The following is a 23,405-nucleotide window of genomic DNA, read 5'->3' on the forward strand; positions in this document are numbered from 1 at the left end:
CTGGATCCCCGGGAAACCCGTTTCCTCCAACTGCGGAGTACAGCGTGCGCATACCCTAATGGGCCGTCATGGATTCCTCCAGGCGGGTGTATCGCGACCAGACCCGATCGGCGGGGAGATCGTCGACCGCCAGGCGGGTCGCGGGCTCGTAGTGGATGCCGTCGCGGGTGAGTTCGTCGTGCCGCCGGTAGATGACCTTCTCCTCGAATCCGTCGGCCTGGTCGCAGGTCAGGTCGATGACCACGCGCCTGGCCTCGGTGGGCGGGCCGATCTCGATCCAGCAGTGGTGGTCCACGGAAGAGATCGACGGGTTGTCGAAACTCAGTTTCCCGTAGCAGTAGGTGGCTTCGATTTCGCGCAGCCGCAGTTTGCGTGCCAGCCACACCGAGCTCACTCCGCACTGGCCTTTCGACGAGAGGGGCTCAAGGGCATAGCTCGGGTGCACGGTCTTCAGGGACCAGGCCGCCTCCAGCCGGTCGCGGTAGCCGCGCAGTTCGTCGGGGTCGAGCTCGGGCGGCGGGGCGGCGACACGGTCACGGGTCGGCTCGGCCACGTGCTGAAGGGTTTCCACTTTTCGGATTTCTTTTCTTGCCGTACTGTCCGTGCCGAGTACCACCAACATGTTGCGATAGCTTTCGGTGACCCGGCGGTCTGCACACCTGTCCGACTCCGACAGGGACTGGCGACGCGTCAGATAACTCCCGAACTGGTCATAGCAGTAGGCCACAGGGGCTGTCGCGAAAGGAACGAAATTGGTGGCGTGGAGCGCCGAACCCGTGAACCCAAGTAAGGGGTTGAAGGCCGTCACGATGAACCTGCATCCCATCGACCGGATCTGCTTCACGGCCTGGCCGATGGTGAAGCTCATGAGGTTCCGAACCGCTCCCGACAATCCTAGGGCACGGGTGAGGATGAGCAAGTTGCCGCGCTCGGCCGGAATTCCCTGCCGTTGCAGCGCCTGGACGATTCCGGGGCGGTCGCACACCGAGAAGGCCAGATAGGTGACGGGGTGGGTGGCTCCCTGGAGGTAGCAGCCGACCTCGACCGCCGTGTCCGCCCGTGCGCAGAGCATGTAGTGGAGCGTCGCCTGGTAGAGGTGGCCGAGGCTGGGAGGGACCGGGCCGAAGTTCACTCCGACGGAGGAGTCGTCCGGGCGCCGTACGGTGAAGTCCCGCCGGGCCCGGCCGCCGCCGATGAGCAGGGAGCTGTTGGCGTGGAGGTCCGCGTCCTGGGTGTACCCGGCGATGCGGCTGCAGCGGGCGATGAGCCGCGGGCGCATCTCCTCGTACAGCGATGCCGACGGCGGCGGCTCGCCGTCCCCGGTCCGGGCCGTGTGGAACACCAGGGGGGCGTGCAGACGCAGCTGGATGTCGAAGTCACGGGCGCTCAGCCCGCACAGCGCGGCGTCGGCGGCGACGAGGTCCCGGCAGTCGCGGGAGAGGCCGTCGATACGGGCGTCCCGCAGGTGCCGCACCAGCGCGGACCACTCCGGAGCCGAATCCGGGGCCGACGCCCGGCCCCGCTCCCGCTCCCGGGCCGACTTCTGGGCCGACTTCTGGGCAGGCTCCCGGGCTAACCCCCGGGTCGGCTCGCGGGTCGACTCCCCGGTCGGCGGCCGCCCCGGCCGGGGCGCGGGAAGGGCCGCGGGCAACGGCGCCGGTACCGGTACCGGCTCGGCACAAGGCGGGGGGCCCGGTAACACGCGGCCGGGGCCGGTGGCGCCGAGGGCGGTTCTGGCCATCAGTCGTCTCCGGAATCGGTCCTCCAGCAGGACTGAACATCGTACGGACGGCCCGTGGCGCTGTCAGTCGTATGGAGGCCAACGGCGTTGACGCGTAAGGACTTTGACCGGAGTGCGACCCGGCGCGCGACCCGCGGAACGGCCTGCGGAACGGCCTGCGGAACGAGCCCGGAGAGCGACACCGTCCCCCGGCGCGACCGGCCGGCCGGCGGGCTCACCCCTACCGGTACCGCATGCACTTCCCACTCGCGTACACCCTCGGTTCGTCGCCGTACCACGCCTGCCGCAGGGCGAGTTCGACGTCGTGGTCGGTCGTGCTGATGCCGGGCAGGCCCGGGGCGTGGCCGGGGCGGTTCTCGGCGGGGATCTCCTTCACCGTCAGGCCCTCCTCCTTCCAGTCGGCGCGCAGCCGGTCGAGGGCCGCGAGGTAGTCGGCGCGGGACGCGAACCGCAGGCGCCAGCTGTAGCCGGGCTCGTCGCGGGTGACTCCGTCCTTGTCGAAGCCGAAGTCGTCGACGCAGGAGGTGCTCGTCTCCTCGTTCGCCGCGCTCGCCGTCCTCGTGCCCGGCAGCGTGCCCCGCAGGTACGCGGCGGGCCGCAGCCGTTCCACCGTGTCCGCGCCTGTCCGCTTCGTCCGGTCGGCGTGTGCGCGGTACTCCGCCTCGGAGTACACCCGGCCGCCCGTCATCGCTTCGCACGCCCGCGCCAGGAACACCGTCACCAGGATGAGCCCGAGCGTGGGGAGTCCCACGAGGAGGGCGCGGCGGAGGTTGCGGGCGGGCGGCTGCCCGGTGGTCCCGGGCGGCGTGACGGTGTCGGTGCTCATGCCGTCGAGCCAACCCCACCGCCCCGGCCACCGGCAGCGCGCGCCTACTCAGGGGCCGCTGAGTACGTCGACGCCCCACCATTCACTCTCCCGAGTGAACGTGGGGCTCACAGAGGGAGAAGTGGGGCTCGCGGGACGTCAGGGGGACGACAGCGCGTATCGCGGCCGTCCTACAGATGGAGAGACGCTTACATGACGCCGTCCTTGGAGTGGACCGGGTACCTCCCGGCCGCCGTGAGCGCGGTGCACGCGCTGGGGGCTCTGGCGCGCCTGTGCCGGGAGCGCGGCCCTGCCCGGGGCAAACCTCCCGGCCCCTGGGGCTGCCCCGGGAGGTGCTGCCCGTACGGGAACCGCAGGGGGTACGAAAGCGGGCACGGGATCGGGTACCTGTTCGGCAGCGGAGCACTCTTCCTCCGGGCGGACGCCCCGGGTGCCTTGAGTGCCGTGGACGCCCTGCACACCACCCTCGACGCCGTGCACACGCTCGACGCCGTGGACGCCGTCGACCGCGTCGATCCGGTGGGGCCGGGGCCGTGGTAGGCGATGAGCTGTCCGAAGACGCGGTGGGGCTGGACTCCGAAGCCCCGGAGTTCGGCGGCGAGGGCGCGGAATACGGCGGGAAATCCGCCGGGTTCGACCGGGAGTCCGCCGCCTTCGACCGGGACACCGCCGCCTTCGGCGCGGACGCCGGAGAGTTCGGCACCGAGGCCGGAGAGTTCGGTGCGGACGCCGGAGAGTTCGGCGGGGATCTGGGGCAGCGGCTGCTGCGCTGCTACCCCGGCTACATCGACGCCGAACCCGCCGCCCTGCGCCGCCGGTTCCGCCACCTCTCCCTCGCCGCCTGCCAGGACATCGCCCAGGAGGCGTTCCTGCGGGTGGGCCGCAAGGCCGAGGCCGGGGAACTGGTGCCGGAGACCAATGTGATGGCGTATCTGCGGCGTACGGCCGTCCATCTCGCCCTCGACCGGTTCCGCGAACGGCGCCGCGGGCTGCAGCTGTCCGCGCTGGGCGACGTTCCGGCGGGCGTGCCGGAGCAGCGGACTGCGGCGTACGAGGACCTGCGGGTCCTGCGGGACCTGGTGATCCCGGCGATCGGCGAACTGCCGGAGAGCCAGCGGCGGCAGGTCGTGGACCTGCAGAGCCAGGGGCTGAGCGACGCCCAGATCGCGGACCGGCTCGGAATAGCCCCGGACCGCCTGCACAACCTGCGGAACAAGGCGGTCGCGGATCTCAGGCGCAGCCTCGCCGGGCACATACGGGACGCGCACCGAAAGAAGCAGCAGCACGGGAAGAAGGAAAGGTGAGCGATGTGAGCAGGTACGACGAGCACCGCGGCGGCGGGGCGGGGCGCCCGGAGCCCGTGGTCCCGGCCGGGCTCGCGGACCTGCTGGCCCACCTCGCCGGACCGCCCGACTTCTGGGACCGGCCCGGGGGGGACTTCGGTCCCCTGAGCGAGGCGTACGAGCTGACCCGCGCGCAGCGCGCACACGCCAACTCCCGCTACCGGCTGGGCTCGAAGGCCCTGGTACGGGGGGAGTTGCGGCAGGCGGCCGACTGGCTGGGCTCGGCCGCCGCGGCCGGTCACCCCGGCGCCCTGTTCCGGCTTGCGGCGCTGACCGCGCGGGTGGGGGGCGGTGACGGGGACGGGTGCACACGGCTCCGCCCGCCCCGCGCCACGGCCGCCGCCGCCACCGATGACGACGAGGTGCGATTGCGCCTCCCCTTCACCGACGACGCCGTACGGTGGCGCCCGTACGCCCCCGCCCCCGTCCCCCCCTCCGCCCTCGTCCCCGACGACGTACGGCTTCATCTCGTCGCGGACGTACGGGTACGGGTCGTCGAGGACGTGCGGTTCCTCGTCGCCGAGGCCGCCCGGCACGGGCACGGTGACGCGCGGGCGCTGCTCGCGGCCTCGGCGGGGCGTACCCCGGCGGGCGGTGCCCCGGATGCGCGCCGCATCGAGGACCCGCAGTTCATCGACGAGGTGCGGGCGGGGATGTCGCTCGGGCGGCCCGCCGCCCGGACCCCTCGGCTGCCGGGTCTGGCGCCGGGGCTCGTACCGGTACCGGCCCCTCGCCCCCGCCCGGAGGGTGCGGGCCGAACTCCGTTGACCGACAAGGGTGTTGAGCGACCTCCTGGCCGGGGCGTCGGCCAGAGCCCCGGCCACGGGAGCGGCTCCGGCGCACTCCCGACCCCAGGCCCCGGCCCCGGCCCCGACTCAGGCACCGGCCCCGGCCCAGTCCCGAGCCCCGGCTCAGCCCCCGGCCCCCGCGTCGGCCCGGTCCCGAGCCCGGACCCGGTCCCCGTCCAAAACGCAGCCCCCGCCCCCCGCGTTGGCCCCGTCCCACCCCCCGGCCAGGACAGCGGTCACCCCCCCGCCCCCGGAACCGGCAGCCGCTCCGACCGCCTGCTGCTCCCCCCCGGGCTCCCGCTCCTCACCGCCGCCGCCCGGCCCTCCCCCACCGGCGAACGCGACACCTGGTCGGCCAACGCGCTGCGGCCCGCGGTCCTCACCGACATGGCGCGCGGCACCCTCGCCCGCACCGACACCCCCGAGCAGTGGAAGGCCGCCGTGAAGGCCCTGGACATCCTGTATCTGGTGGACGAGGCGGGCGGCACCAGCACCCGCGCCCTCGCCCGGCGCAGCGGGCTGCCGCTGCCCGCCGTGACCTGGCTGCTGCACTGGCTGCGCGGCCAGCACTTCGTCTCCACCGTCGCCGGGGCGCACTTCCCCGGGCCGCTGATGGGCCTGACCGGCGACCCGCAGCAGCGCGCCCGGCTGCTCCAGCAGACCCTGGCCGGGCTCCGCGACGACCTGGGGGCCGCCGTCTACGTCAGCGGGTACACCGACGGCGACGTCACCGTCTTCCAGTCGGCGCACGGGCCGCAGGCCCCGGCCGTACGGGAGTGGGTGGACTTCCGCGACGCGGCGCACGCCAGCGCGGTCGGCAAGAGCCTGCTGGCGCAGCTCGACTTCGCCGGGCGCATGGACCACCTCGCCCGCCACCGGCCGATCCGGCTGACCTCACGCACCATCACCAACCCGCGGGCTCTGTTCCAGGCCCTGGACGGGCACGGGCCGCTGGCCGCCCAGTTCGACCTGCTCGAATACTCCCACCACGAGGTGTGCGCCGCCTTCTCGCTCGGCATCCCGGGGCGCGCGGCGAGCGTGGCCCTGTCGCTGCCGGCCGGGCAGCGCCACCGGCTGCTGGACGCGGCCGGCGCGCTGAGCGAGCGGTCGGCGGGGCTGCTGCTGGTCCTGCTGCTGACGGAGCAGGCCGACAGCGGACGGCGCCCGCCCCCTCGCCCGGCCGGCGGCGGGGCCGAGGAGGCGCGGGACCCGGCGCAGGGACCGGCGCGGGGCGCGCCCACGGCCCGTGCGCTGCCCCGCGTTCCGGCCGGGGTCTCGCTCACCCGGGGTGCGAAGTCGGCGTCGGCGTGAGCGGGTTGCCCCGCGCTCACGCACCTCCCGGACGCCCGGTGCCGGCGCCGGGCCCGTCCCCCGGGCCCCGCCGGTCCTTCGCGTCGTTCGAACCCTTCGCCCCCGTCGAACCCTTCGAGCCCTTCGTGTCCTTCTGCCACGCGCTCACGCCCGCCCGGCCCGTCGTGCCCAGGTCCAGTTCCGGCGTCAGCCGTACGGGGGCCGCGCCGGGGCGGGCGGTGACGCGGACGTACGGGAGGTTCACCGCGTCCCCGGACGTCGTCGTGTTGCGCCACATCAGTCCGGCCGACGCCGTCTCGCCTGGCTGGAGCGTGAACGGGCGCGGCGCCGCGTCGAAGCCGGTGACCAGGGCGATCCCGGCGCCGCCGTGCCGGACCTCGACGCCCTTGGCGCGGCGGCCGTCCGCGTCGAGGAGTTCGAGTGCGGGGTAGCCGTTCACCTCGTACGGCCGGGTGCCGCAGTTCTCCAGGCGCAGGCCGAGCACCCGCAGGCCCATCGCCGCGTCGCCGTCGTCGGAGGTGACCCGTACCCCGGAGGACGGGCAGGGGCCCTGCGCGGCGGGGGCCTCGGCGGTGGGCACGCGCCGGACCTTGGTGATCCGGACGCGGCCGGGGGCGGCGTCGGCCACGCCCGCCCGCTGCGCGCTCATGCGTACGGTCCCGGTCACCGTGCGGCCCGGAGCCACCGCGGCGACCGTGTGCTCGGCGTGCGCGACGCCCTCTCCGGCGGCGGAGAGCACGTCCAGAGTGAAGGTGTAGGTGAAGGGTTCCCTTTCACGGCTGGTGAGTTCGTACGCGGCGGAGATCTCGGGCGGGGTGCCCTTGGACCAGCCGGACAGGGCGGTGACGCGCACCCCGTCCTTGGCGAGGTCGGCCGGGTCGCCGGGGACGGAGCCGGTACGCCCGCCCGCCCCCGCCCCGGCGCCGTCCGCGCTCTGCGTCCCGCACGCCGTGAGCAGCGGGCCGCCGGTGAGGAGGGCGGACAGGAGGAGGGCGGGAGCGGTACGGGTGCGCATGGCCGCCACCCCATCAAGGACGCCGCGCCGGGGCCGTGGCGGGCGTCACACCCCGCGTCACAGCCCTGCCACAAGTTCCCCGCAGCGCAGCAGGGCCGCCGCCGCCCGGCCCGTACCGCCGTCGCCGAAGCGGTCGGTGAGGGTGCGGGCGCGACCGGGTGCGGGTCCCAGCGCCCCGGCCGCCGCGGCGAGCCCGGCCACCAGCGCCGCGCGCAGCCGGGGGGTGGCTGCCGTGCGGCGCACCGCGCCCGCGACCGCCGCCAGCACGGCGGGGCTGGGCCGGGTGTAGTCGACGGGCAGCCCGAGGTCGGGCCAGTCCAGCCGGGCGTCGCAGTGGCCGTGCGCGGCGAGCCGGCGCAGCTGGAGGGGGTGGGTCTCGTTGACGGCGGGCAGCCACAGGGTGGGTACGCCGGTGGCGGCGGCGTCGTAGATGTTGCCGAGGCCGGGCGTCATGCAGGCGTACGCGGCGCCGCCCAGCAGGTCGAGCACGTCCGCGTGCCCGTACGTGGTGACCGCCGGGTCGTCGAGCGCCGCCGCCACCCGCGCGCTGGCGGCGACGACCACCGGGCGGGCGGGGGCGGTGGGCTGCGCGGCGCGTACGGCGTCGATCATCAGCCGCGCGTACGCCACCGCGTCCGCCGTGTCCCAGTACGGGTTGTGCAGCCCGCCCAGGTTCACCAGGACGTGGCCGCCGGGGCGCCAGGTGCGGCGCGGCGGGACGATGGGCGGCACCACCAGCGCCCGGCCGCGCAGCACGGGGTCGGCCGCGATGCGCTCCCGTACGCCGAAGAAGTCCTGCGCGATGTAGAGGACGCTCTCGCGCACCACGTCGGGGACGGCGGGCCAGAACCAGGTGAGCGCGTCGTAGACGGCGACGTCCAGCCCCGCGCGCCGGGCGAGGGCCGCCGCCGGGAAGTCCATCGCGGTGACGAACAGGTCGTAGCGGGGCGCGAGGCGGCGCAGCCGCGCGAGGAACTGATCGTCCGTCAGACCGGTGGTGTCGTGGACGGCGCCGTACGGGGGCGAGCCCTGGAGGTCGAGGGTGTGGCCGCCGCCGATGTATCCGAGCGCGCAGCCCAGCCGGGCGAGCTCGGCGGCGAGGATGGCGGTGGCGGCGGGCGGCCCGAACCCGAAGGGCTGGGCGTTGAGGAGGAGCCGGGGGGCGGGGCGGGCGCTGGCCTGGGGCATGACGGTCACTCCGAAGAAGAGGAGGCGGCAGTTCCGGCAACGGATGACGCCGACGGCACCTGCCGGTACCGTCGGGGGCTGTGAGGGATCCACGGGAGACCGAATCCGCAGACGGGGTGGCCGGGGGCGAGGCGCCCGGGCCGCGCCCCGAAACCGGCTCGCTCGCCGTCCCCGGGGCCACGCTGTACTACGAAGTGCGGGGCGCGGGGCCGTTGTTGCTCATGCTCGCGGGGGGCAACTCCGACGCCGCCGTCTTCACCGGCCTCGCGGACGCGCTCGCCGCCGACCACCGCGTGGTCACCTGCGACCCGCGCGGCAACTCCCGCAGCACGCTCACCGGCCCCCCGGTCGACCAGCGCGTCGAGGTGCACGCCGACGACGCGTACCGGCTGCTCGGGCACCTGGCGCCCGACGGCGGGCCGGTGCGGGTCTTCGGCAGCTGCTCGGGCGGGCTCGCGGCCCTCGAACTCGCCGCGCGCCACCCGGAGCGGATCGGCGCGCTGGTGGTGCACGAGCCGCCCGCGTTCACGCTGCTGGCGGACGCGGCCGAGCACCGCGCGTTCGTGGACACCGTGCACACCGCGTACGTACGGGACGGGGTGGCCGCGGCCATGGGGCGGTTCAGCGCGCTGTTCGGCGGGCGGGCGACGCCGCTGCTGCCCGAGGCGCACGACAACACCGCGTTCTTCCTCGCCCACATGCTCCGCCCCTCCACCCGGTTCCGCCCCGACCTGCCCGCCCTGGCCCCCGTCGTGGACCGCCTGACGATCGGCGGCGGGCGCGACTCGCGCACCCACGCGGTCCACCGCCCGGCCGTCGCCCTGGCCGGCCGACTGGGCCTGCCCCTTGTGGAGTTCCCCGGCGGGCACGTCGGTTACGCGAAGTGGGCGGACGAGTTCGCGTCGGTGTTGCGCGAGGCACTTTCCTCGTACACCCGGACCGTCGCGAAAGGCCCTTCCGCCGAGTGACCGCGTGGCGCGTCCGCCCCGAATGGGACGCCCGCCACCGAGCGAACCCGCGGGAATCCGGCGGCGGCCGGGCGGCGGCCCGACCGGACTCGCGCGGGACCTTTGCCAACCCTCCACCTCCCGGAGGGAACGCATCGCACCCGATCCCGCTCTACCTCCGTGCGCACCCCACCGCGGTGCCACCGGGCCGGGCGCGGAACGCCGGGTGCGGGACGACATCGGGCAGAGGGTTTGCGGGTTCCATGGGGTTGACGAGTACGACGGTCCTGGTGCTGGCCGTGTTCTGCACGGTCGCGCTGTTCGCCGTGACGGTGTGGATCTGGCCGCGCCTGGCCCGGCGCGGCTGGGCGCCGGTCGTCGGGCGGGCGGGGATGCTCTGCGCCGTGCAGGTGCTGCTGTTCTCCGCGGTGGGGCTCGCCGCCAACAAGACGTTCCTCTTCTACGGTTCCTGGGCCGACCTCTTCGGCACCCAGAAGGGCGTCGGGGTGGTCGGCAGCTCGGCGGGCAGTCCGGGCATCAAGCTCGTCGACACCCTCCAGGTCGACGTGCCCGGCGCCGGAACCCCGCACGTGGGCGGCCAGATCCAGAAGGTCATGGTGCAGGGCGAGCGCTCGCACATCGTCAGCCCGGCGTACGTGTACCTGCCGCCGGAGTACTTCCAGAAGGCGTACGAGAGGAAGAAGTTCCCCGTCGCCGTGGTGCTCACCGGTTTCCCCGGCACCGCCGAGAACCTCATCAAGGGGCTGCGCTACCCCCGCACCGCCTGGACGCAGGTCAAGCAGAACAAGTCGCAGCCGATGGTGCTGGTGATGATGCGTCCCACCGTCGCCCCGCCGCGCAACACCCAGTGCGTCGACATCCCCAAGGGCCCGCAGACCGAGACGTTCTTCGCCGCCGATCTGCCGAAGGCGATCGCAGGCACGTTCCGCGTCGGCACCAAGGCCCGCAACTGGGGCTTCATGGGTGACTCCACCGGCGGCTACTGCGCCCTGAAGATCCCCCTGGAGCACCCCGGGGTCTACGCCGCCGGGGTCGGGCTGTCGGCCGACTACCGGCCCGAGGTGGACCGGGACTCCGGCGACCTCTTCCACGGGAACAAGCGCGAGGCCAGGCGGGCCGACCTGCTGTGGGCCCTGGACCACCTGCCGCAGGGCGACTCGTCCTTCCTGGTCACCACCTCCCGGCACGGCGAGACCAACTACCGGGCGACCCGGGAGTTCATCTCGAAGGTGAAGGCGCCCGCCCGCGTCTCGTCGATCACGCTGGAGACCGGCGGGCACAACTTCAACACCTGGCGGCGCGAGATCCCGCCCGCCCTGCAGTGGCTGAGCGGACGGCTCTCGGCGCAGTAGGGGCCCGGCGGGCGGCGGACCCGGGCGGGCACTACGCGACCCGCTCGGCGAGGAAGCCCTCCCAGGTGCGCCGGCCGACCAGCGCCCCGTGCAGGGTGAGGTTGACGTCGTCGCGGTAGGCCCGCCCGGCCTTGCCGGGGATGCGCACCGGCAGCATCGGACGGCGCTTGCCGCGCGCGGCGAGGTACGTGCGCAGCAGCTCCCGCATCTCGTACACCTCGGGCCCGGTGAGGTCCGCGACCAGGCCCGAGGGGTCGCCGTGCACCAACTCGACGAGCCGGGCGGCCACTTCGCGCGAGTCCACCGGCTGCATCCGCATCCCCGGCGCGGGGACCACCGGCAGCTTGGCCATCTTCTCCGCCATCGTCAGGACCAGGTCGTGGAACTGGGCGGCCCGCAGCGTCGTCCACGGCACCCCCGACTCCGCGATCGCCTGCTCGGCGCCGAGCTTGGCCCGGAAGTAGCCGAGCGGGACGGTGTCGGCGCCGATCACCGAGATGTAGACGAGGTGCTTGACCCCGGCGCGGGCGGCGGCGGCCGCGAGCTTGCGGGTGCCGATGTCGTCGCCCTTGGGGCCACCGGCCAGGTGCAGCACGGTCTCGACGCCGTCCATCGCGTCGTCCAGGCCGGCGCCGTCGAGCAGGTCGCAGGCCACGTACTCCACACCCTCGGCGGCGGGCGCGGCGTGCCGGCTGAGCACGCGCACCGGGTGACCCGCCCCGCGCAGCAGCGGAACGACGTGCTTGCCGAGCGTGCCCGTACCACCGGTGACCAGAATGCGTGCGGTCATGACTACCACTCCCGAGCTCGTTTCCTTCGGCCGCGCCCTGCGACTCTGCTCCCTTGAAACGCGGGCGCCCGCGAACGTGACACGCGTGCGAAAAAAAGTTCGGGAAGTTGCGGGAGGGGTGCCGCCGGGGCCGCCGCGGGTGAGGGTGGGGTGTGCGTGCGGGTGCGGGTGCGGGTGCGGCGATACGTATATCGGAAGGCCGGTCGCTTCAGTCGCTACGGTCGCTGCGCCCGCCGCGGCGGCGTCCCTCGCTGTCTCCGCTGCGGTCGTTCCCCCGCGCGTGCCTTCTGCTCCCATCCCGCGTTGATACGGGCATGAATGTATGTCGTGTTCTCAGTACCGCGGTGGTGGGGTCGGCGCTGGTGGCCGCCATGGCTCCGGCGGCCCAGGCGCTTGACATCGGACGGACCCTCAGCAGCGCCGCGCAGACGGCCAGCGCGGCGGGCGAGCAGGCCAAGCCCGTGGCCGAGGGAATCGTCGGGAACCATCTGAACAAGCGGGTGAAGGCCGTCGGCGACGCCGTCCAGGCCGGCAACGACGCCGCCAAGGCCGGGCGCGAGCTCGTCAGTTGACGCGGCCGGACCAACGGGGCTGAGCCGGATCCGCCTCCGGTCGCGTCCGCCCGCTCCGCCCTTCCGTCCGGCCCCGGGGATCCCTCCCCGGGGCCGGGCCCTTTCCCCCGACACCGTCGCGTCCCGTACGCCCGCACGTCCCGCAAAGGCGGTCGCCATGCGCCCCCATCTCGCCGATCCCGCCTTCTGGACGCTCCCCCGCGACCAGCGCCTCGCCGCCTTCGCGCAGTTGCGGCAGGCCGAGGGGCCCGCCTACTTCGTCGAGCGGGAGGCGGGGCGGCACCGCCGCGAGCGCGGGTTCTACGCGCTGGTGCGGCACGCCGACGTCGTCGAGGCCAGCCGGCTGCCGGAGGTGTTCGCCAGCGCGCCGGGAGTGACCTCGCCCGAGCCGCCGAGGTGGGTGCGCGCGGTGTTCGGGGACTCGATGGTCAACCTCGACGGGCCGCGCCACGCCCAGCTGCGCCGGATCGTCTCGCGCGCGTTCACCCCGCGCGTGCTGGCCGACGCGGAGGCCGGGATCCGCGAGCTGGCGGGCCGTATCGTCGACGACCTGATCGCCTCCCGCGCCGACGAGTTCGTCTCGGCCGTCGCCTCGCGCATGGCCTTCGAGGTCATCTGCGACATGCTGGGCGTGCCCGAGCAGGGGCGGCTCCACATCGCCCGCCAGGTCGACCGGGCCTCGGAGAACGCCGGGGTCAGCCGCACGCTCCGCTCACGCGTACGCGTACCGGGGCGCGGGCTGCGCGCGCTCGGCCGGATGCAGCTGACGGTGGCCGCGCTCGGCCGCGAGCGGCGCAGGCACCCCACCGGGGACCTCATCTCGGCGCTGGTCGGCGCGGACGTGGACGGGCAGGGCCTGACCACCCGCGAACTCGGCTCGTTCTTCTCGCTCCTCATGGTCGCCGGGGTCGAGACCACCCGGAACGCCATCGCGCACGCCCTCGCGCTCCTCACCGACCACCCCGACCAGCGCGAACTGCTGGTCTCGGACTTCGAGCGGTACGCGGACGGGGCCGTGGACGAGATCGTGCGGTTCTCCACCCCGATCATCCAGTTCCGCCGGAACGTGACCCGTCCCCATGTGCTGGGCGGGCAGGCGCTGGTGGGCGGTGACCGCGTCATGCTGCTGTACGCGTCCGCCAACCGCGACGAGAGCGTCTTCACGGACCCGGACTCCTTCGACATCACCCGGCGGCCCAATCCGCACCTGGGGTACGGGGGCGGCGGGCCGCACTACTGCCTGGGCGCCCATCTCGCCCGCGTGGAGATCAAGGCCCTGCTGCGCGAGCTGCTGAGCCGCCCGCTGGCCCTGCGCGCGGTGGGGATGCCCGAGCTGGGCCACTCCAACTTCGACAATCGCGTACGGGCACAGCGCGTCGCCTACGACACACCCCGCCGGTCGGCCGTCTGACCGGTGGATCCGACCCGTACATCCGCCCCGTACATCCGAATTCCCTATTCCGGACGGGATTCCTGACCGGGATTCCCGACCGGGGTTCCTGACGGGATTTCCGGCGGACCCGTCCGGCCATTGCGCCGGACGGGCGCATTCGCGCGCCCGTACAGATCATCCGACTTGCGCTGTACGGGTTGCCGTGCCCGCCGCGCCGCACGGACACGCACACGGATACGGACCTTCGCGGGATTCCCGGAGTATTCCTATCAGCATCTGGTCATCCCCTCCTGCCATTCCGTCGAAGGGTCTGTTCGGCATGCACAACATCTCCGGCTCCGTCGCCCGGGCCGCCCTGGTGGCCGGGCTCGTCACCACCCTCGGTACGGCCTACGGCGCCGCCGCCGCGGCCGACACCGGTCCCGGCGCCGAGCGCTCCGCCACGCCACCGGGCGCCGCCGCCGCGCCCTTCGCCCCCGGCGCCGGCCAGGACGCCGGGAAACGGGCCACGGACGGCCAGGACGCCCGTACGCAGCCGCAGACCACCACCCGGCCCGGCGGCGCCCGCACGGGCGCGGACAACGGCGCCCAGGCGGGTCCGCACGGCGACCACGACGACGACGGGTACGGCCGCCACGAACACCCCGGCGGGGGCGGCGGTTACGGGCAGCACCACGGCGGCACCTACGGCGGCGAGACCCCGCACCCGCACCCCTCCCACCACCACCCGGGCCACCACCCCCACCCGCACCACCCGAAGCCCAAGCCCACCCCCACGCACCACAAGCCGCCCCACAAGCCCCCGCACAAGCCGCACCACCCGCACACCCCGCCCGTGCCGACGCACCCCGGCACCACCCCGCCGCACGACAACAAGCCGCCGCACCACCCGGGCACGCCCCCGGAGCTGGCGCACACCGGCAGCGACAGCCTGCCGCTCATCCTCGGCGCGGCCAGCGGAACCCTGCTGCTGACCGGCGGAGCGGCGCTGGCGCTGAGCCGGCGCGCGGCCCGGCACCAGCAGACGCAGTAAACCTCGTTACTTCTTCACGCCGGGCGCGTTTAGCCATGGCAACCGCGGCTCAGCGGCGGCCGGAAAGGCCGGTGTGGGCCCAGTAAGCGTTGGAACAAAAGGAGAACTTGATGTCTCGTATCGCTAAGACCGTCGCCGTCCTGGCCGGAACGGGTGCGGTGGCCCTGAGCGGTGCCGGCATGGCCACGGCCGACGCTGGGGCGCATGGTGTCGCCAAGGACTCCCCCGGTGTGGCCTCCGGCAACCTGCTGCAGATCCCGGTCCACGTGCCGGTGAACGTGTGCGGCGTCACCGCCAACCTCGTCGGTGCACTCAACCCGACCTTCGGCAACGAGTGCATCAACAACAGCGGCCACGAGGGCGGCTACGGGCGCTGAGCCCCACCCACCGACACGTCGCGTGCGCAGGGCCTCCCGGGTCTTCCCGGGGGGCCCTGCGCATGTCAGCGGCCGGATGGTGCGGGCGGCCGGACACCGGCGCCGGTGAGTGCGGGTGCCGGGGCGGACGGCCCCGCACCGCGTCGCACACCACCCCTCGCACCGCCCCTCACACCGCTCCTCACACCGCTCCTGACAACCCGTCAGTCCGCATACGTATAGATCTTCCGATGATCCAGCATCGCCGCCGGTGTGATGTTCCACGGCGGCATCCGGTCGCGCAGCGCGGCCACCCGGCCGTGCTGCTCGTCACCGGCCGGGGGCTGTTCGGCGGGCCGGTAGCCGGACTTGGGGTGGCGGGTCTGCCAGCGCGACCAGATGAGGTCGACGAAGGCGTGGTGCAGCCAGAACACCGGGTCGTTGACCGCCCCCGCGCCCACCATCGTGCCGCCGATCCAGCGGTGTACGCGGTTGTGGGTGCGCAGTTTGTCGGAGCCCGTGCCGTCCACCCACCCCTCCATCTTGTTGCGGAACCCCGTCTCGCTGGTGGAGTTCCACGGCGCCACGTCGTACACCGGGTCGGCCAGCGCCCGGTTGAGGTCGTCGCGCGGCGGCAGGTCGAGGTGCTCGGCGCGGCGGCCCAGGTCGTTGCCGAGGTCACGGGTGAGGAAGGGGTCCTCGGTGACGCCGGTCGCGATGTTCCACTTGCCGTTGCGGTGGGCGAACGGGCCGGTCATCACCTGGAGGTCCTCGCGGCGGCCGTTGCCGCCCATGAAGTCCTCGGCCCACAGCGAGGAGGTGGGCGAGGTGTCCCGGGTCCAGTCCCAGTACGGGACGGTCACCCGGGGGTTGACGGCCCGCAGCTCGCGCTCGAAGTCGAGCAGGAACCGGCGGTGCCAGGGCAGGAACGAGGGCGCCATGTGGGCGACGCGCAGCCCCTCGTCCCCGTCGCCCACGAAGTACTCGATGTGGGTGCGGACGAACTGGTCGTACTTGCCCCGGCGTTTGAGCTCCAGGACGGCGTCGACGAAGGCCCGCTTCTCGGCCTTCGTGAGGTTCTTCTGGTTCTTGCGGACGTACACCATGCGGGTTGTCTCACCTGGCCTGTGGGGTGCGGGGCCGGTCGGGGTGGGTGGGGGCCGACGGGACGGTCGTGGGGGTGCGGCGGGCGGTCATCGCCCGTGCGCCGGGGTGGCGGAGAGCCGCGCCGGACCCAGCTCGTCGACGGCCGCCCGGACGGCTTCCAGGGGCGTCGCGTACGAGGTGTAGTGGTCGACGGAGCTGACGTACGTGCCGTCGGCGCGGCGCATCAGATGCAGCTGGCGGCCGTCGATGAGGGCCTCGAAGCGGGCGGGGGCGGCCGACGGGGACGCGGTGGCCGGGGCCGGGTGCGCCTGGTGCGCCTGGTGCGGCGGCGCGCCGGGCAGGCCCAGGGCCGGGGGGAGCCCCTGCGCGGTGGCGCCCTGGGTGTGCGGCCCGTCGGGGACGGTGCGGCCCTGGATGCGGCGGCCACGGTAGGTCTCGTCGAAGGCGGCGGGCAGCCCCGGCGCGGCGGCCACGGCCAGCTCGCCGGTGGGGTCGCTCCAGGGGCCCGCGGGGTCCGCCGGCCCGGCCTGGGCGCGGGGGGCGGCGGTGATCCGGGCGAGGGTGCCGCCGGTGAAGGTGACGACGGTGAGGGTGAACAGGCCGCGCAGCACGCCCCGCCGGGTGGCGGGCGCGCTCCAGTGGCCGGGTCCGGCGCCGGGGCGGCGCAGCCCGAGGCGGTGCCACAGCGGCACCGGGTCTTCGGTGATCACGCGTGTCTCCGTTCTGCCCCGGCCGTGCCCGGAGTGGTCGCACGTCGAAAGTGGCCGGGCATAAGGGGCATTCGGCACAACGACAGGACCCGTAATCCGTTCCGGGCAGGTTGACCGGACGGCCGTGACGTCGGCTGCGGGCTGTCGTTGGTCGGGGTAGGGCAGAGGAGAATGAACGCCTGCCGAGGTCCCGGAGGCCACCAGACTTCCGGGTCCTCGCCCTGCCCGGCCACGGTCCCGCTCCAGCGGCCCGCCCCGGACGCCCCGCGCTCCGGGGACCCGCCCTCCTTCGCGGACGACGGCCCCGCCGCCTGACGCCCCGTCGGCTGACGATCCGTCCCCTGACGAGGCAGAACCTGACGGGTCACCAGTCCACGACACTCACATGCAGTAGCCGTGCGCTCGCTCAGCGCGACAAGGGCGATTTGTCGGATTAGCGTCCTGAGTGTCAGGTTCCACATCTCAGGAGATTCCGAAAATGACACTTCGTCACATAGCTGTCGCCGCCGCCCTGTCCGCCGTGGCGATCCTCCCGGTCGCCGGCGCCGCCCAGGCAGCGCCCCAGACGGCCCGTACCCCGGCATCGGCGGCCCACCCGTGCGGGTACGGCGAAAAGTGCAAGGACCACAAGGAATACGGCCGTCACGACCGCGACGACCGGGACCACCACCACTTCCACCACCACGGCCTGCTCGGCCTGGTGCTGGGGCTGGACGTTCTCTGAGTCCCACTCCTCGGCCGGTCCGGGCATGAAACGGCGTGTGCCGCAGACTCCTCCGTCTGCGTCACACGCCGTTCTGGTGCGCCCGGACGCCCGCCGGGCCCGGGTCCTACTTGCGCAGACGGCGGGCCGGGATGATGCAGTGGCCCGCGGTCATGAGGTTCTCCTCGTCGCCGACGAAGGCCCGCAGCTGCTCCTCCGTCAGGGGCTTGCCCGGCACCGCCTCCGGCCAGGCGCGGGTGGCGAAGATGAAGTTCACCTCGCCCGACTCCTGCGCCGCCGCCATCCACTCCGGCGGCGTCGAGCAGTGCACGTTGAGGCCGGGCAGGGTCAGGACCGCCTGGCCGCCCTCCAGCAGCAGCGTCACCGGAAGGGTGGCGCCGTGCTCGATGTCGCCGACGGCCCCGGCGGCCATCCCGATCGCGTCGAGCAGCTCGTGCGCGGCACCCTCGGCGGCCTCCGGGCCGCCCTCGCCGTCACCCAGCGAGTACGCCAGGAGGAAGGCCGTGTCACGGTCCTCCGCGGGGTTCGGGCCGCTCCACGCGAGCAGGGCGAGCGTGCCCAACCGGGCGTTCCTGGACGGGTGTACGGCGCTGGAAGCTGTGGTCATGCCGGGACTCTAGCGACATCGCGGACGGACCCGGACCCATGGCCACTCGTTAGGGCGAATCGAATCGGGGGACGGGCGAACGGGGCCGGGCTGCGGACGCGCCGCGCGCGGGCGGCGGCCGGGCCGCGGCCCCTACGGCCGCCGCCGCACCCGGCCGCCGAGCCGCGTCCGGATACGACCGCGGCCGGGCGGTCCCGCACACCGCCCGGCCGTGTCCCCGCATTTCCGCAATTCCCGCCTCGAATTCACGGAATCCGGAAACATTCCCGTCGGACCGAATGGAAATTCCGGGCCGACGCCCTCATCACTTTCCGATCGGAAGACCGCCGAGAAGCTTCCCCGGGGAAATCCCGTTGGTGTGGTTCATTCCACCGACGGCCTCCTGGGCCGTGTGGAAGAGCGAGTCCGGCTTGTTCGGGTTCAGGGCGTCCGTCTGGACGACCGTCGGCGTCGGGTCGGCGAGCGCACGGGTCGTGAGGGCCTCCACACCGCCGTTGAGGCTGGTGGGGGCCATGCCCGCGGTGTCGAAGCCGCTCGCCGCGAACGCCGGGGCCGCGGCCCCCACGACGGCCAGGGAACCGGCAACGACCGCGGCAACCTTCATCGGCTTCATCATCATTCCTTCCCGGGGCGACTTCTGTCGCTGTCTGCGAAATTCCAGGTTTCACGCTGCTTCGTCCTGGCTAACGACTTCCGCGCCCCAGGGAAACCCGGAACCGGGAAATTGTTGCCGGGCCACTCGAATGAAGCGGGCCGCGCCGATACTCGTACGAGTAGCCGGATCGTACGAGAATCGTGCTCGTACGATCCGGCTACTCGTACGGGCAGGTGGGCGGCCCGGACCGCGCGGGCGGCCGGCCGACGGCAACGCAGAGGCGCCGACCCGGGGGCCGGCGCTGCTGCGTGGTGGTGCCAGGTGGTCAGGAGACGGGGAGCGGGAGCGGGACGGGCAGGGGCGGGACGGGCAGGGCCGGGAGGGGGAGCTTGGGCAGGGCCGGGACCGGGAGGCCCAGGGCCCCCGTCACCGCGCTGAGCAGCGCACCCAGCAGCGCGGTGGCGATCGAGGTGACGTCACCCACCACGGCGCCGACGTTGGGCGGAGTGGCCGTCAGGTCCTTCACCAGCTGGTCGACGGCCTTCTGTACGGTCGCGAGTGCGTCGGCCACGGGATCCGCCGCCTTCGCCGCCGGGGCGCCGTTCGTGGCGGCCTTCGCCACCGGCAGCGCGGGGAGCGGCAGCGCGGGCACGGGCAGGGGGAGGGGCAGCGGCAGGCTCGCGGGCGGGGTCGCCGGAGTGGCGGGAGTGGCCGGAGTGGCCGGGGCCGCCGCGGCCGTGAGCTTGGCGATCGCGGCCTTCACCGCGTCCACCAGCTTGGTCAGCGCCTCGGGGGTCAGGCCGCCCTTGCCCACCGCGGCGACTAGGTCGTTGATCGGGCCGATCACCCCGGCGAGATCGCCGATCTTGCTGAGCGGAGCCATGGCGGTATCGAGACCGGGGACGGGGGGCAGCGGGGCCTCGGCGCTGATCGCGGCGGTCCGCAGGTTCGGCTGCTCGGCGGCGGTCGCGGAGCCGGCGGCTCCGACGATGCCGGCGACCATGGCGGCGGAGACGGCGGTTGCGGTGAGGCGGGAAGAGACACGACCACGCATGGAACGGGGTCTCCTTCGGTGAGGGAGCAGATGACCCTCACCTTCGGCGGGGACCGACACGCCTGCAACCGGATGATCACACCGCGTGATCATCTGACCCGTCCTCACCTTCCTGAGCTGGGACAACAGATGGCGGGGCCCTGACGGGCCGTACGTCCGATCGGGGTCCGCGTCCCCCGTACGGCCCAGCGGCGGGGCCGCGCGGGCACGGCCGCGGCAACGCGGAACCGCCCTCCCCCGAGGGGAAGGGCGGTCCGGGTACGGCTGGGCCGTGCGCTGACGTGATCGGACGTCAGTTGTTGACGCAGGTGTTGCCGAACGCCGGGTTCAGCAGGGCGATCACGTTCACGGTGTTGCCGCAGACGTTCACCGGCACGTGGATCGGCACCTGGGCGAAGTTGCCGGACAGGACGCCCGGGGAGTTGGTCGCCGCACCCGACGCGTGGCTGTCGGCGGCGGCGACGCCGGCGCCGCCGGCGACGGCCGCGGCGGCGGCAGCGGAGAGAGCGAGGGCCTTAGCGGTACGCGACATGAAGAAGCGCTCCTCTTGATGTGGGGCTGTTCGCCGGGCGTGGTCGCCCGACCTATCGATCAACGCAGGTCATGGCCCGGAGTTGTGGCCCGACTGGGTGAAGTCAGCTGTTCGTGCAGTGGTTGCCGAAGGCGGGGTTGAGCACACCGACCAGGTTCACGGTGTTGCCGCAGACGTTGACCGGCACGTGGACCGGCACCTGGAGCAGGTTGCCGGACAGGACGCCGGGGGAGCCCACGGCCTTTCCGTCGGCGTGCGCTCCGCCGTGGCCGCCGGCCGCGGCGACACCGGCGCCGAGCACGGCGACGGCGACGCTCGTGCCCGCCACTGCCAGGGACTGTGCAATTCGCTTCATCACTTTTTCCTTTCAAGGCGACGATGAGGCACTTCATCAACGACGGGGTTTACGAATGGATACGGATGATCACCCGATGGGACACTCCGAATACCCATTCCTGACGAAACCGGCTCTCAAATACGGCTACAGTTGCTTCCCATCCGTTGACCACCCGAAACAGCTGTACGCCGGGGGCTTCGGCCATCCGGCCCAGCAATGCGGAATTCCGTGACACAGGGCGCGGGAATGACACCCGTTCAGCGGGCCGCTTATACGAATACCTTCACATGGGCGGAGTTACCTCGTGCAGCCGCAATTCCCCGACGCCGGACCCGAACAGGAATCCGATCCCGAACAGGAATACGGGCCCGTACGGGAATGCGAATCCGTACGGGAATCCGATGCGGTACGGCATTCGGGGCCCGCTCCGGCGCTGCACGTCCTGCATCTGGTCCAGCCGGTGGAGGGCGGAGTGGCGCGGGTCGTGGCCGATCTGGTGCGCGATCAGGTGCGGGACGGGCTGCGGGTGTCGGTGGCGTGCCCGGCGGACGGGCGCCTGGCGGCCGAGGCGGCCGGGCTGGGCGCCGACGTCCACGGCTGGGAGGCGACCCGCGCCCCCGGCCCCGCCCTGTTCGGCGAGGTCCGGCGGGCCGCGCGGATCGTCGCCCGGCTGCGGCCCGACGTGGTCCACGCGCACAGCGCCAAGGCCGGGGTGGCCGCGCGGCTGGCGGTGCGCGGGCGGGTGCCGACCGTCTTCCAGCCGCACGCCTGGTCGTTCGAGGCGGTGACCGGCCCGGTCGCCGTCGCCTCTCGGCTGTGGGAGCGGGCGGCGGTGCGCTGGACCGCGCGGGTGGTCTGCGTCAGCGAGGGCGAGCGGCGCACGGGGGAGCGCGCGGGGATCGCCGCGCGCTGGTCGGTGGTCCCCAACGGGGTCGACCTGGAGCGCCACCGCCCGCCGCTGCCCGGCGAGGACCCGCGCGCGGCCCTGCCCGCGCTCGCCCAACTGCCGCCCCAGGCCCAGCTGGTGGTGTGCGTGGGCCGGCTGTGCCGCCAGAAGGGCCAGGACGTCCTGCTGCGGGCCTGGCCCGAGGTGACCGCCGAGCTGCCCGGGGCGCGCCTGGTCCTGGTGGGCGACGGGCCCGAGGAGGCGGCCCTGCGGGCGGCGGCGCCCGAGGGGGTGGTCTTCGCCGGGGCGGTGACCGACACCGCCGCCTGGTACCGGGCCGCCGACGTGGTCGTCCTGCCCTCGCGGTGGGAGGGGATGGCCCTGGCACCCCTTGAGGCGATGGCCTGTCAGAAACCCGTCGTCGTTACAGATGTGGGCGGCTCGGCGGAGAGCCTGCCGCCCGGGCACGCCCTGTTCTGTCTCGTCCCGCCGGACAGTCCGCAGGCGCTGGTCCGGGCCGTGGGTGCTCTGCTCCTCAACGAGCCGCTGCGCGAAACCCTGGGCGACCAGGGCCACCAGCACGTGACCACCACCCACGATGTGCGGCGGACGGCGGAGACGATCGCGGACCTGTACCGCGAACTGTCCGGCGCACGGCGCTCCGAACGCAGGGAACCCAGCTACCAGTGACTGCGGACAACACCGTTCCCTCCCCGGCGGGGGGCGTTCCCGCCCCGGCCGGTCCGCGCCGGGGCGGCGGGGGCGCGCCGGGCGCCGTCTCGGTGGTGGAGACACCGCGCGAGGCGCCCGCCCCGCTCCTGCTGCCCGCCCGGCGCCCGCCCCGGGCCCGTACCGACGTCCTGCTGATGGCGGCGGACGCGGGCGCGACGCTGCTCGGGGGCGTGGTGGGCGCCGCCCCGCTCGCCCCGGCGGGCACGGCCGCGCTCGTCCTGTGCGTCCTGCTGCTCAACGCGCACGCGGGCCTGTACCGGCCGGGCGGGATCACCGTGGCGCACCGCGCCCTGGACGAGGCGCCCGCGCTGCTGTTCCGGGCCGTGTTCGCCTGGGCCGTGATGGCCGCCGCCGTCGCGGCCGTCGGCCCCGAACTGGCCCTGGAACCGGGGGAGCTCGCCGGGTGCTGCGCCGCCACGGCGGGCGTGATGCTGGCGGCGCGCGCCCTGGCGTACGGCGTACGAAAGCGCAGGGCGGCGCGCGCGCCGCGCTCCGCGCTGGTGGTCGGCCCGGCCCCGGCGGCCCTCAAGCTCACCGCCGCGCTCGGCCGCCGCCCGCAGGGCGGGGTGCGGCCGGTGGGCGTGGTGACCCCCATCGGCACCGCCGCCCCCGACTCCGCCGGGGTGCCGGTGCTGCGCACCATCGAGGAGGTGCAGCGCGCGCTCGTCCAGAACGGCGTCCGGGACGTCCTGTTCACCGACGCCGACGCGGGCGCCGACCACTCCGTGCTCCTCGGCCAGCTGGAGGGCTGGGGCTGCGCCCTCTGGTACGTGGACACCCGCGCCCCGGGCGCCGCCTCGGGCGGGCCGGGCGCGGAGCTCGCCGCGTTCCCGGTGCGCCGGGCGCACGCGGCGGGCCTGGCCCGGCCCGGGTTCACCGTCAAACGGCTGCTCGACCTGTGCGTGACCCTGCCCGCGCTGCTGGTGGCCGCGCCGGTCCTGCTGGTGTGCGCGGCACTGCTGCGCCGCAGCGACGGGCCCGGCGTGGTCTTCCGCCAGGAGCGCGTGGGCCGCGACGGGCGCCCCTTCACGCTCTGCAAGTTCCGTACGCTGCGCCCCGCCGACGCCCACGAGGCCGCCACCCGCTGGAGCGTCGCCGACGACGAGCGGATGAGCCGCACCGGCCGGATCATGCGGCTGACCTCGCTGGACGAGCTGCTGAACCTGTGGAACGTGGTGCGCGGCGACATGAGCCTGGTCGGGCCGCGCCCCGAACGCCCCTACTTCGTCGCCCAGTTCGGCCAGAGCCACCCCGGCTACGGCGCCCGGCACCGGATGCCCGTCGGCATCACCGGGCTCGCCCAGGTGGAGGGGCTGCGCGGGGACACCTCCATCGAGGACCGGGCCCGCTACGACAACTACTACATCGACCACTGGTCGCCCTGGCAGGACGTGTGCGTACTGCTGCGCACGGCGGCGTCCCTGGTGCGTCCGACGGGGAGCTGA

Annotated in this window: 24 protein-coding genes; 12 read left to right on the top strand and 12 right to left on the bottom strand. The window is 73.9% G+C overall.

The features are described from left to right. Positions 1–55: 55 nt before the first annotated feature. The gene (locus tag AB5J87_RS38045) at positions 56–1,474 is read right to left on the bottom strand and encodes a hypothetical protein (protein WP_369383892.1); all 1,419 of its coding nucleotides are present in this window, start codon (positions 1,472–1,474) and stop codon (positions 56–58) included. A gap of 487 nt (positions 1,475–1,961) precedes the next feature. Continuing rightward, a complete protein-coding gene (locus AB5J87_RS38050; RefSeq protein ID WP_369383893.1) occupies positions 1,962–2,567 on the bottom strand; it encodes a hypothetical protein in 606 nt (201 codons plus the stop codon). 192 nt (positions 2,568–2,759) lie between these two features. Between AB5J87_RS38050 and AB5J87_RS38055 the strand changes: the two genes are divergently transcribed. From AB5J87_RS38055 to AB5J87_RS38065, 3 genes are read left to right on the top strand one after another with little or no spacing between them, the layout of a single operon-like run. Then, positions 2,760–3,107, top strand: coding sequence for a hypothetical protein (locus tag AB5J87_RS38055; RefSeq protein WP_369383894.1), 348 nt, complete (start codon positions 2,760–2,762; stop codon positions 3,105–3,107). Beyond that, positions 3,101–3,871: an RNA polymerase sigma factor gene (locus AB5J87_RS38060; protein ID WP_369383895.1), complete on the top strand. Its 771-nt coding sequence runs from the start codon at positions 3,101–3,103 to the stop codon at positions 3,869–3,871. Before AB5J87_RS38055 ends, AB5J87_RS38060 begins: the two co-directional genes overlap by 7 nt. Positions 3,872–3,876: 5 nt before the next feature. Then, positions 3,877–6,009: an IclR family transcriptional regulator C-terminal domain-containing protein gene (locus AB5J87_RS38065; protein WP_369383896.1), complete on the top strand. Its 2,133-nt coding sequence runs from the start codon at positions 3,877–3,879 to the stop codon at positions 6,007–6,009. Between the two features lie 16 nt (positions 6,010–6,025). Here AB5J87_RS38065 and AB5J87_RS38070 read toward each other — a convergent pair whose 3' ends face one another. Together AB5J87_RS38070 and AB5J87_RS38075 are read right to left on the bottom strand one after the other, a co-directional pair. Then, entirely contained in the window at positions 6,026–7,024 is a 999-nt protein-coding gene (locus AB5J87_RS38070; protein ID WP_369383897.1) for a DUF4232 domain-containing protein, read from the bottom strand. Positions 7,025–7,081: 57 nt separating this feature from the next. Further along, positions 7,082–8,212 (bottom strand): hypothetical protein, encoded by a 1,131-nt coding sequence (locus AB5J87_RS38075; RefSeq protein ID WP_369383898.1) that lies wholly within the window; start codon positions 8,210–8,212, stop codon positions 7,082–7,084. 80 nt (positions 8,213–8,292) lie between these two features. On the opposite strand from AB5J87_RS38075, the gene AB5J87_RS38080 reads away from it, so the two are divergent. Together AB5J87_RS38080 and AB5J87_RS38085 are read left to right on the top strand one after the other, a co-directional pair. Further along, complete coding sequence (locus AB5J87_RS38080; protein WP_369383899.1) at positions 8,293–9,180, top strand: alpha/beta fold hydrolase; 888 nt, start codon at positions 8,293–8,295, stop codon at positions 9,178–9,180. Between the two features lie 242 nt (positions 9,181–9,422). Continuing rightward, entirely contained in the window at positions 9,423–10,532 is a 1,110-nt protein-coding gene (locus AB5J87_RS38085) for an alpha/beta hydrolase (protein WP_369383900.1), read from the top strand. A gap of 31 nt (positions 10,533–10,563) precedes the next feature. Here AB5J87_RS38085 and AB5J87_RS38090 read toward each other — a convergent pair whose 3' ends face one another. Then, positions 10,564–11,322 carry an SDR family oxidoreductase gene (locus AB5J87_RS38090; protein WP_369383901.1) on the bottom strand — a complete coding sequence of 253 codons (759 nt, stop codon included), beginning with the start codon at positions 11,320–11,322 and terminating at the stop codon, positions 10,564–10,566. Between the two features lie 314 nt (positions 11,323–11,636). Between AB5J87_RS38090 and AB5J87_RS38095 the strand changes: the two genes are divergently transcribed. The 4 genes from AB5J87_RS38095 (at position 11,637) to AB5J87_RS38110 (ending at position 14,697) form a co-directional block, all read left to right on the top strand. Further along, on the top strand, positions 11,637–11,894 hold the full coding sequence (locus tag AB5J87_RS38095; RefSeq protein WP_369383902.1) for a hypothetical protein: 258 nt from the start codon (positions 11,637–11,639) through the stop codon (positions 11,892–11,894). 157 nt (positions 11,895–12,051) lie between these two features. Beyond that, positions 12,052–13,305 carry a cytochrome P450 gene (locus tag AB5J87_RS38100; protein WP_369383903.1) on the top strand — a complete coding sequence of 418 codons (1,254 nt, stop codon included), beginning with the start codon at positions 12,052–12,054 and terminating at the stop codon, positions 13,303–13,305. Positions 13,306–13,606: 301 nt separating this feature from the next. Next, complete coding sequence (locus AB5J87_RS38105) at positions 13,607–14,320, top strand: hypothetical protein (RefSeq protein ID WP_369383904.1); 714 nt, start codon at positions 13,607–13,609, stop codon at positions 14,318–14,320. 110 nt (positions 14,321–14,430) lie between these two features. After that, positions 14,431–14,697 (top strand): chaplin, encoded by a 267-nt coding sequence (locus AB5J87_RS38110; RefSeq protein ID WP_369383905.1) that lies wholly within the window; start codon positions 14,431–14,433, stop codon positions 14,695–14,697. A 203-nt stretch (positions 14,698–14,900) separates the two neighbouring features. On the opposite strand, the gene AB5J87_RS38115 is transcribed toward AB5J87_RS38110, so the two are convergent. Together AB5J87_RS38115 and AB5J87_RS38120 are read right to left on the bottom strand one after the other, a co-directional pair. Next, positions 14,901–15,782, bottom strand: coding sequence for a tyrosinase family protein (locus tag AB5J87_RS38115; RefSeq protein WP_369383906.1), 882 nt, complete (start codon positions 15,780–15,782; stop codon positions 14,901–14,903). Between the two features lie 87 nt (positions 15,783–15,869). Beyond that, the gene (locus AB5J87_RS38120) at positions 15,870–16,493 is read right to left on the bottom strand and encodes a tyrosinase family oxidase copper chaperone (RefSeq protein ID WP_369383907.1); all 624 of its coding nucleotides are present in this window, start codon (positions 16,491–16,493) and stop codon (positions 15,870–15,872) included. A 478-nt stretch (positions 16,494–16,971) separates the two neighbouring features. Here AB5J87_RS38120 and AB5J87_RS38125 point away from each other — a divergent pair, with 478 nt between their 5' ends. Next, positions 16,972–17,217 carry a hypothetical protein gene (locus AB5J87_RS38125; RefSeq protein ID WP_369383908.1) on the top strand — a complete coding sequence of 82 codons (246 nt, stop codon included), beginning with the start codon at positions 16,972–16,974 and terminating at the stop codon, positions 17,215–17,217. A gap of 106 nt (positions 17,218–17,323) precedes the next feature. Here the strand turns inward: AB5J87_RS38125 and AB5J87_RS38130 are convergent, their stop codons facing one another. From AB5J87_RS38130 to AB5J87_RS38150, 5 genes are all read right to left on the bottom strand, one after another. Next, the gene (locus AB5J87_RS38130; RefSeq protein ID WP_369383909.1) at positions 17,324–17,824 is read right to left on the bottom strand and encodes a DUF5949 family protein; all 501 of its coding nucleotides are present in this window, start codon (positions 17,822–17,824) and stop codon (positions 17,324–17,326) included. Between the two features lie 304 nt (positions 17,825–18,128). Then, complete coding sequence (locus tag AB5J87_RS38135; RefSeq protein ID WP_369383910.1) at positions 18,129–18,437, bottom strand: hypothetical protein; 309 nt, start codon at positions 18,435–18,437, stop codon at positions 18,129–18,131. A 307-nt stretch (positions 18,438–18,744) separates the two neighbouring features. Further along, a complete protein-coding gene (locus tag AB5J87_RS38140) occupies positions 18,745–19,473 on the bottom strand; it encodes a hypothetical protein (RefSeq protein ID WP_369383911.1) in 729 nt (242 codons plus the stop codon). Between the two features lie 292 nt (positions 19,474–19,765). Continuing rightward, positions 19,766–20,005: a chaplin gene (locus AB5J87_RS38145; RefSeq protein ID WP_369383912.1), complete on the bottom strand. Its 240-nt coding sequence runs from the start codon at positions 20,003–20,005 to the stop codon at positions 19,766–19,768. 103 nt (positions 20,006–20,108) lie between these two features. Then, positions 20,109–20,360, bottom strand: a complete 252-nt coding sequence (locus tag AB5J87_RS38150) for a chaplin (protein ID WP_369383913.1) — start codon at positions 20,358–20,360, stop codon at positions 20,109–20,111. 415 nt (positions 20,361–20,775) lie between these two features. Here AB5J87_RS38150 and AB5J87_RS38155 point away from each other — a divergent pair, with 415 nt between their 5' ends. Both AB5J87_RS38155 and AB5J87_RS38160 read left to right on the top strand, forming a co-directional pair. Continuing rightward, complete coding sequence (locus tag AB5J87_RS38155; RefSeq protein WP_369384188.1) at positions 20,776–21,918, top strand: glycosyltransferase family 4 protein; 1,143 nt, start codon at positions 20,776–20,778, stop codon at positions 21,916–21,918. Further along, positions 21,915–23,405, top strand: a complete 1,491-nt coding sequence (locus AB5J87_RS38160; RefSeq protein ID WP_369383914.1) for an exopolysaccharide biosynthesis polyprenyl glycosylphosphotransferase — start codon at positions 21,915–21,917, stop codon at positions 23,403–23,405. Before AB5J87_RS38155 ends, AB5J87_RS38160 begins: the two co-directional genes overlap by 4 nt.

Origin of the sequence: Streptomyces sp. cg36 (assembly GCF_041080675.1) — a bacterium.
Lineage (GTDB): Bacteria > Actinomycetota > Actinomycetes > Streptomycetales > Streptomycetaceae > Streptomyces.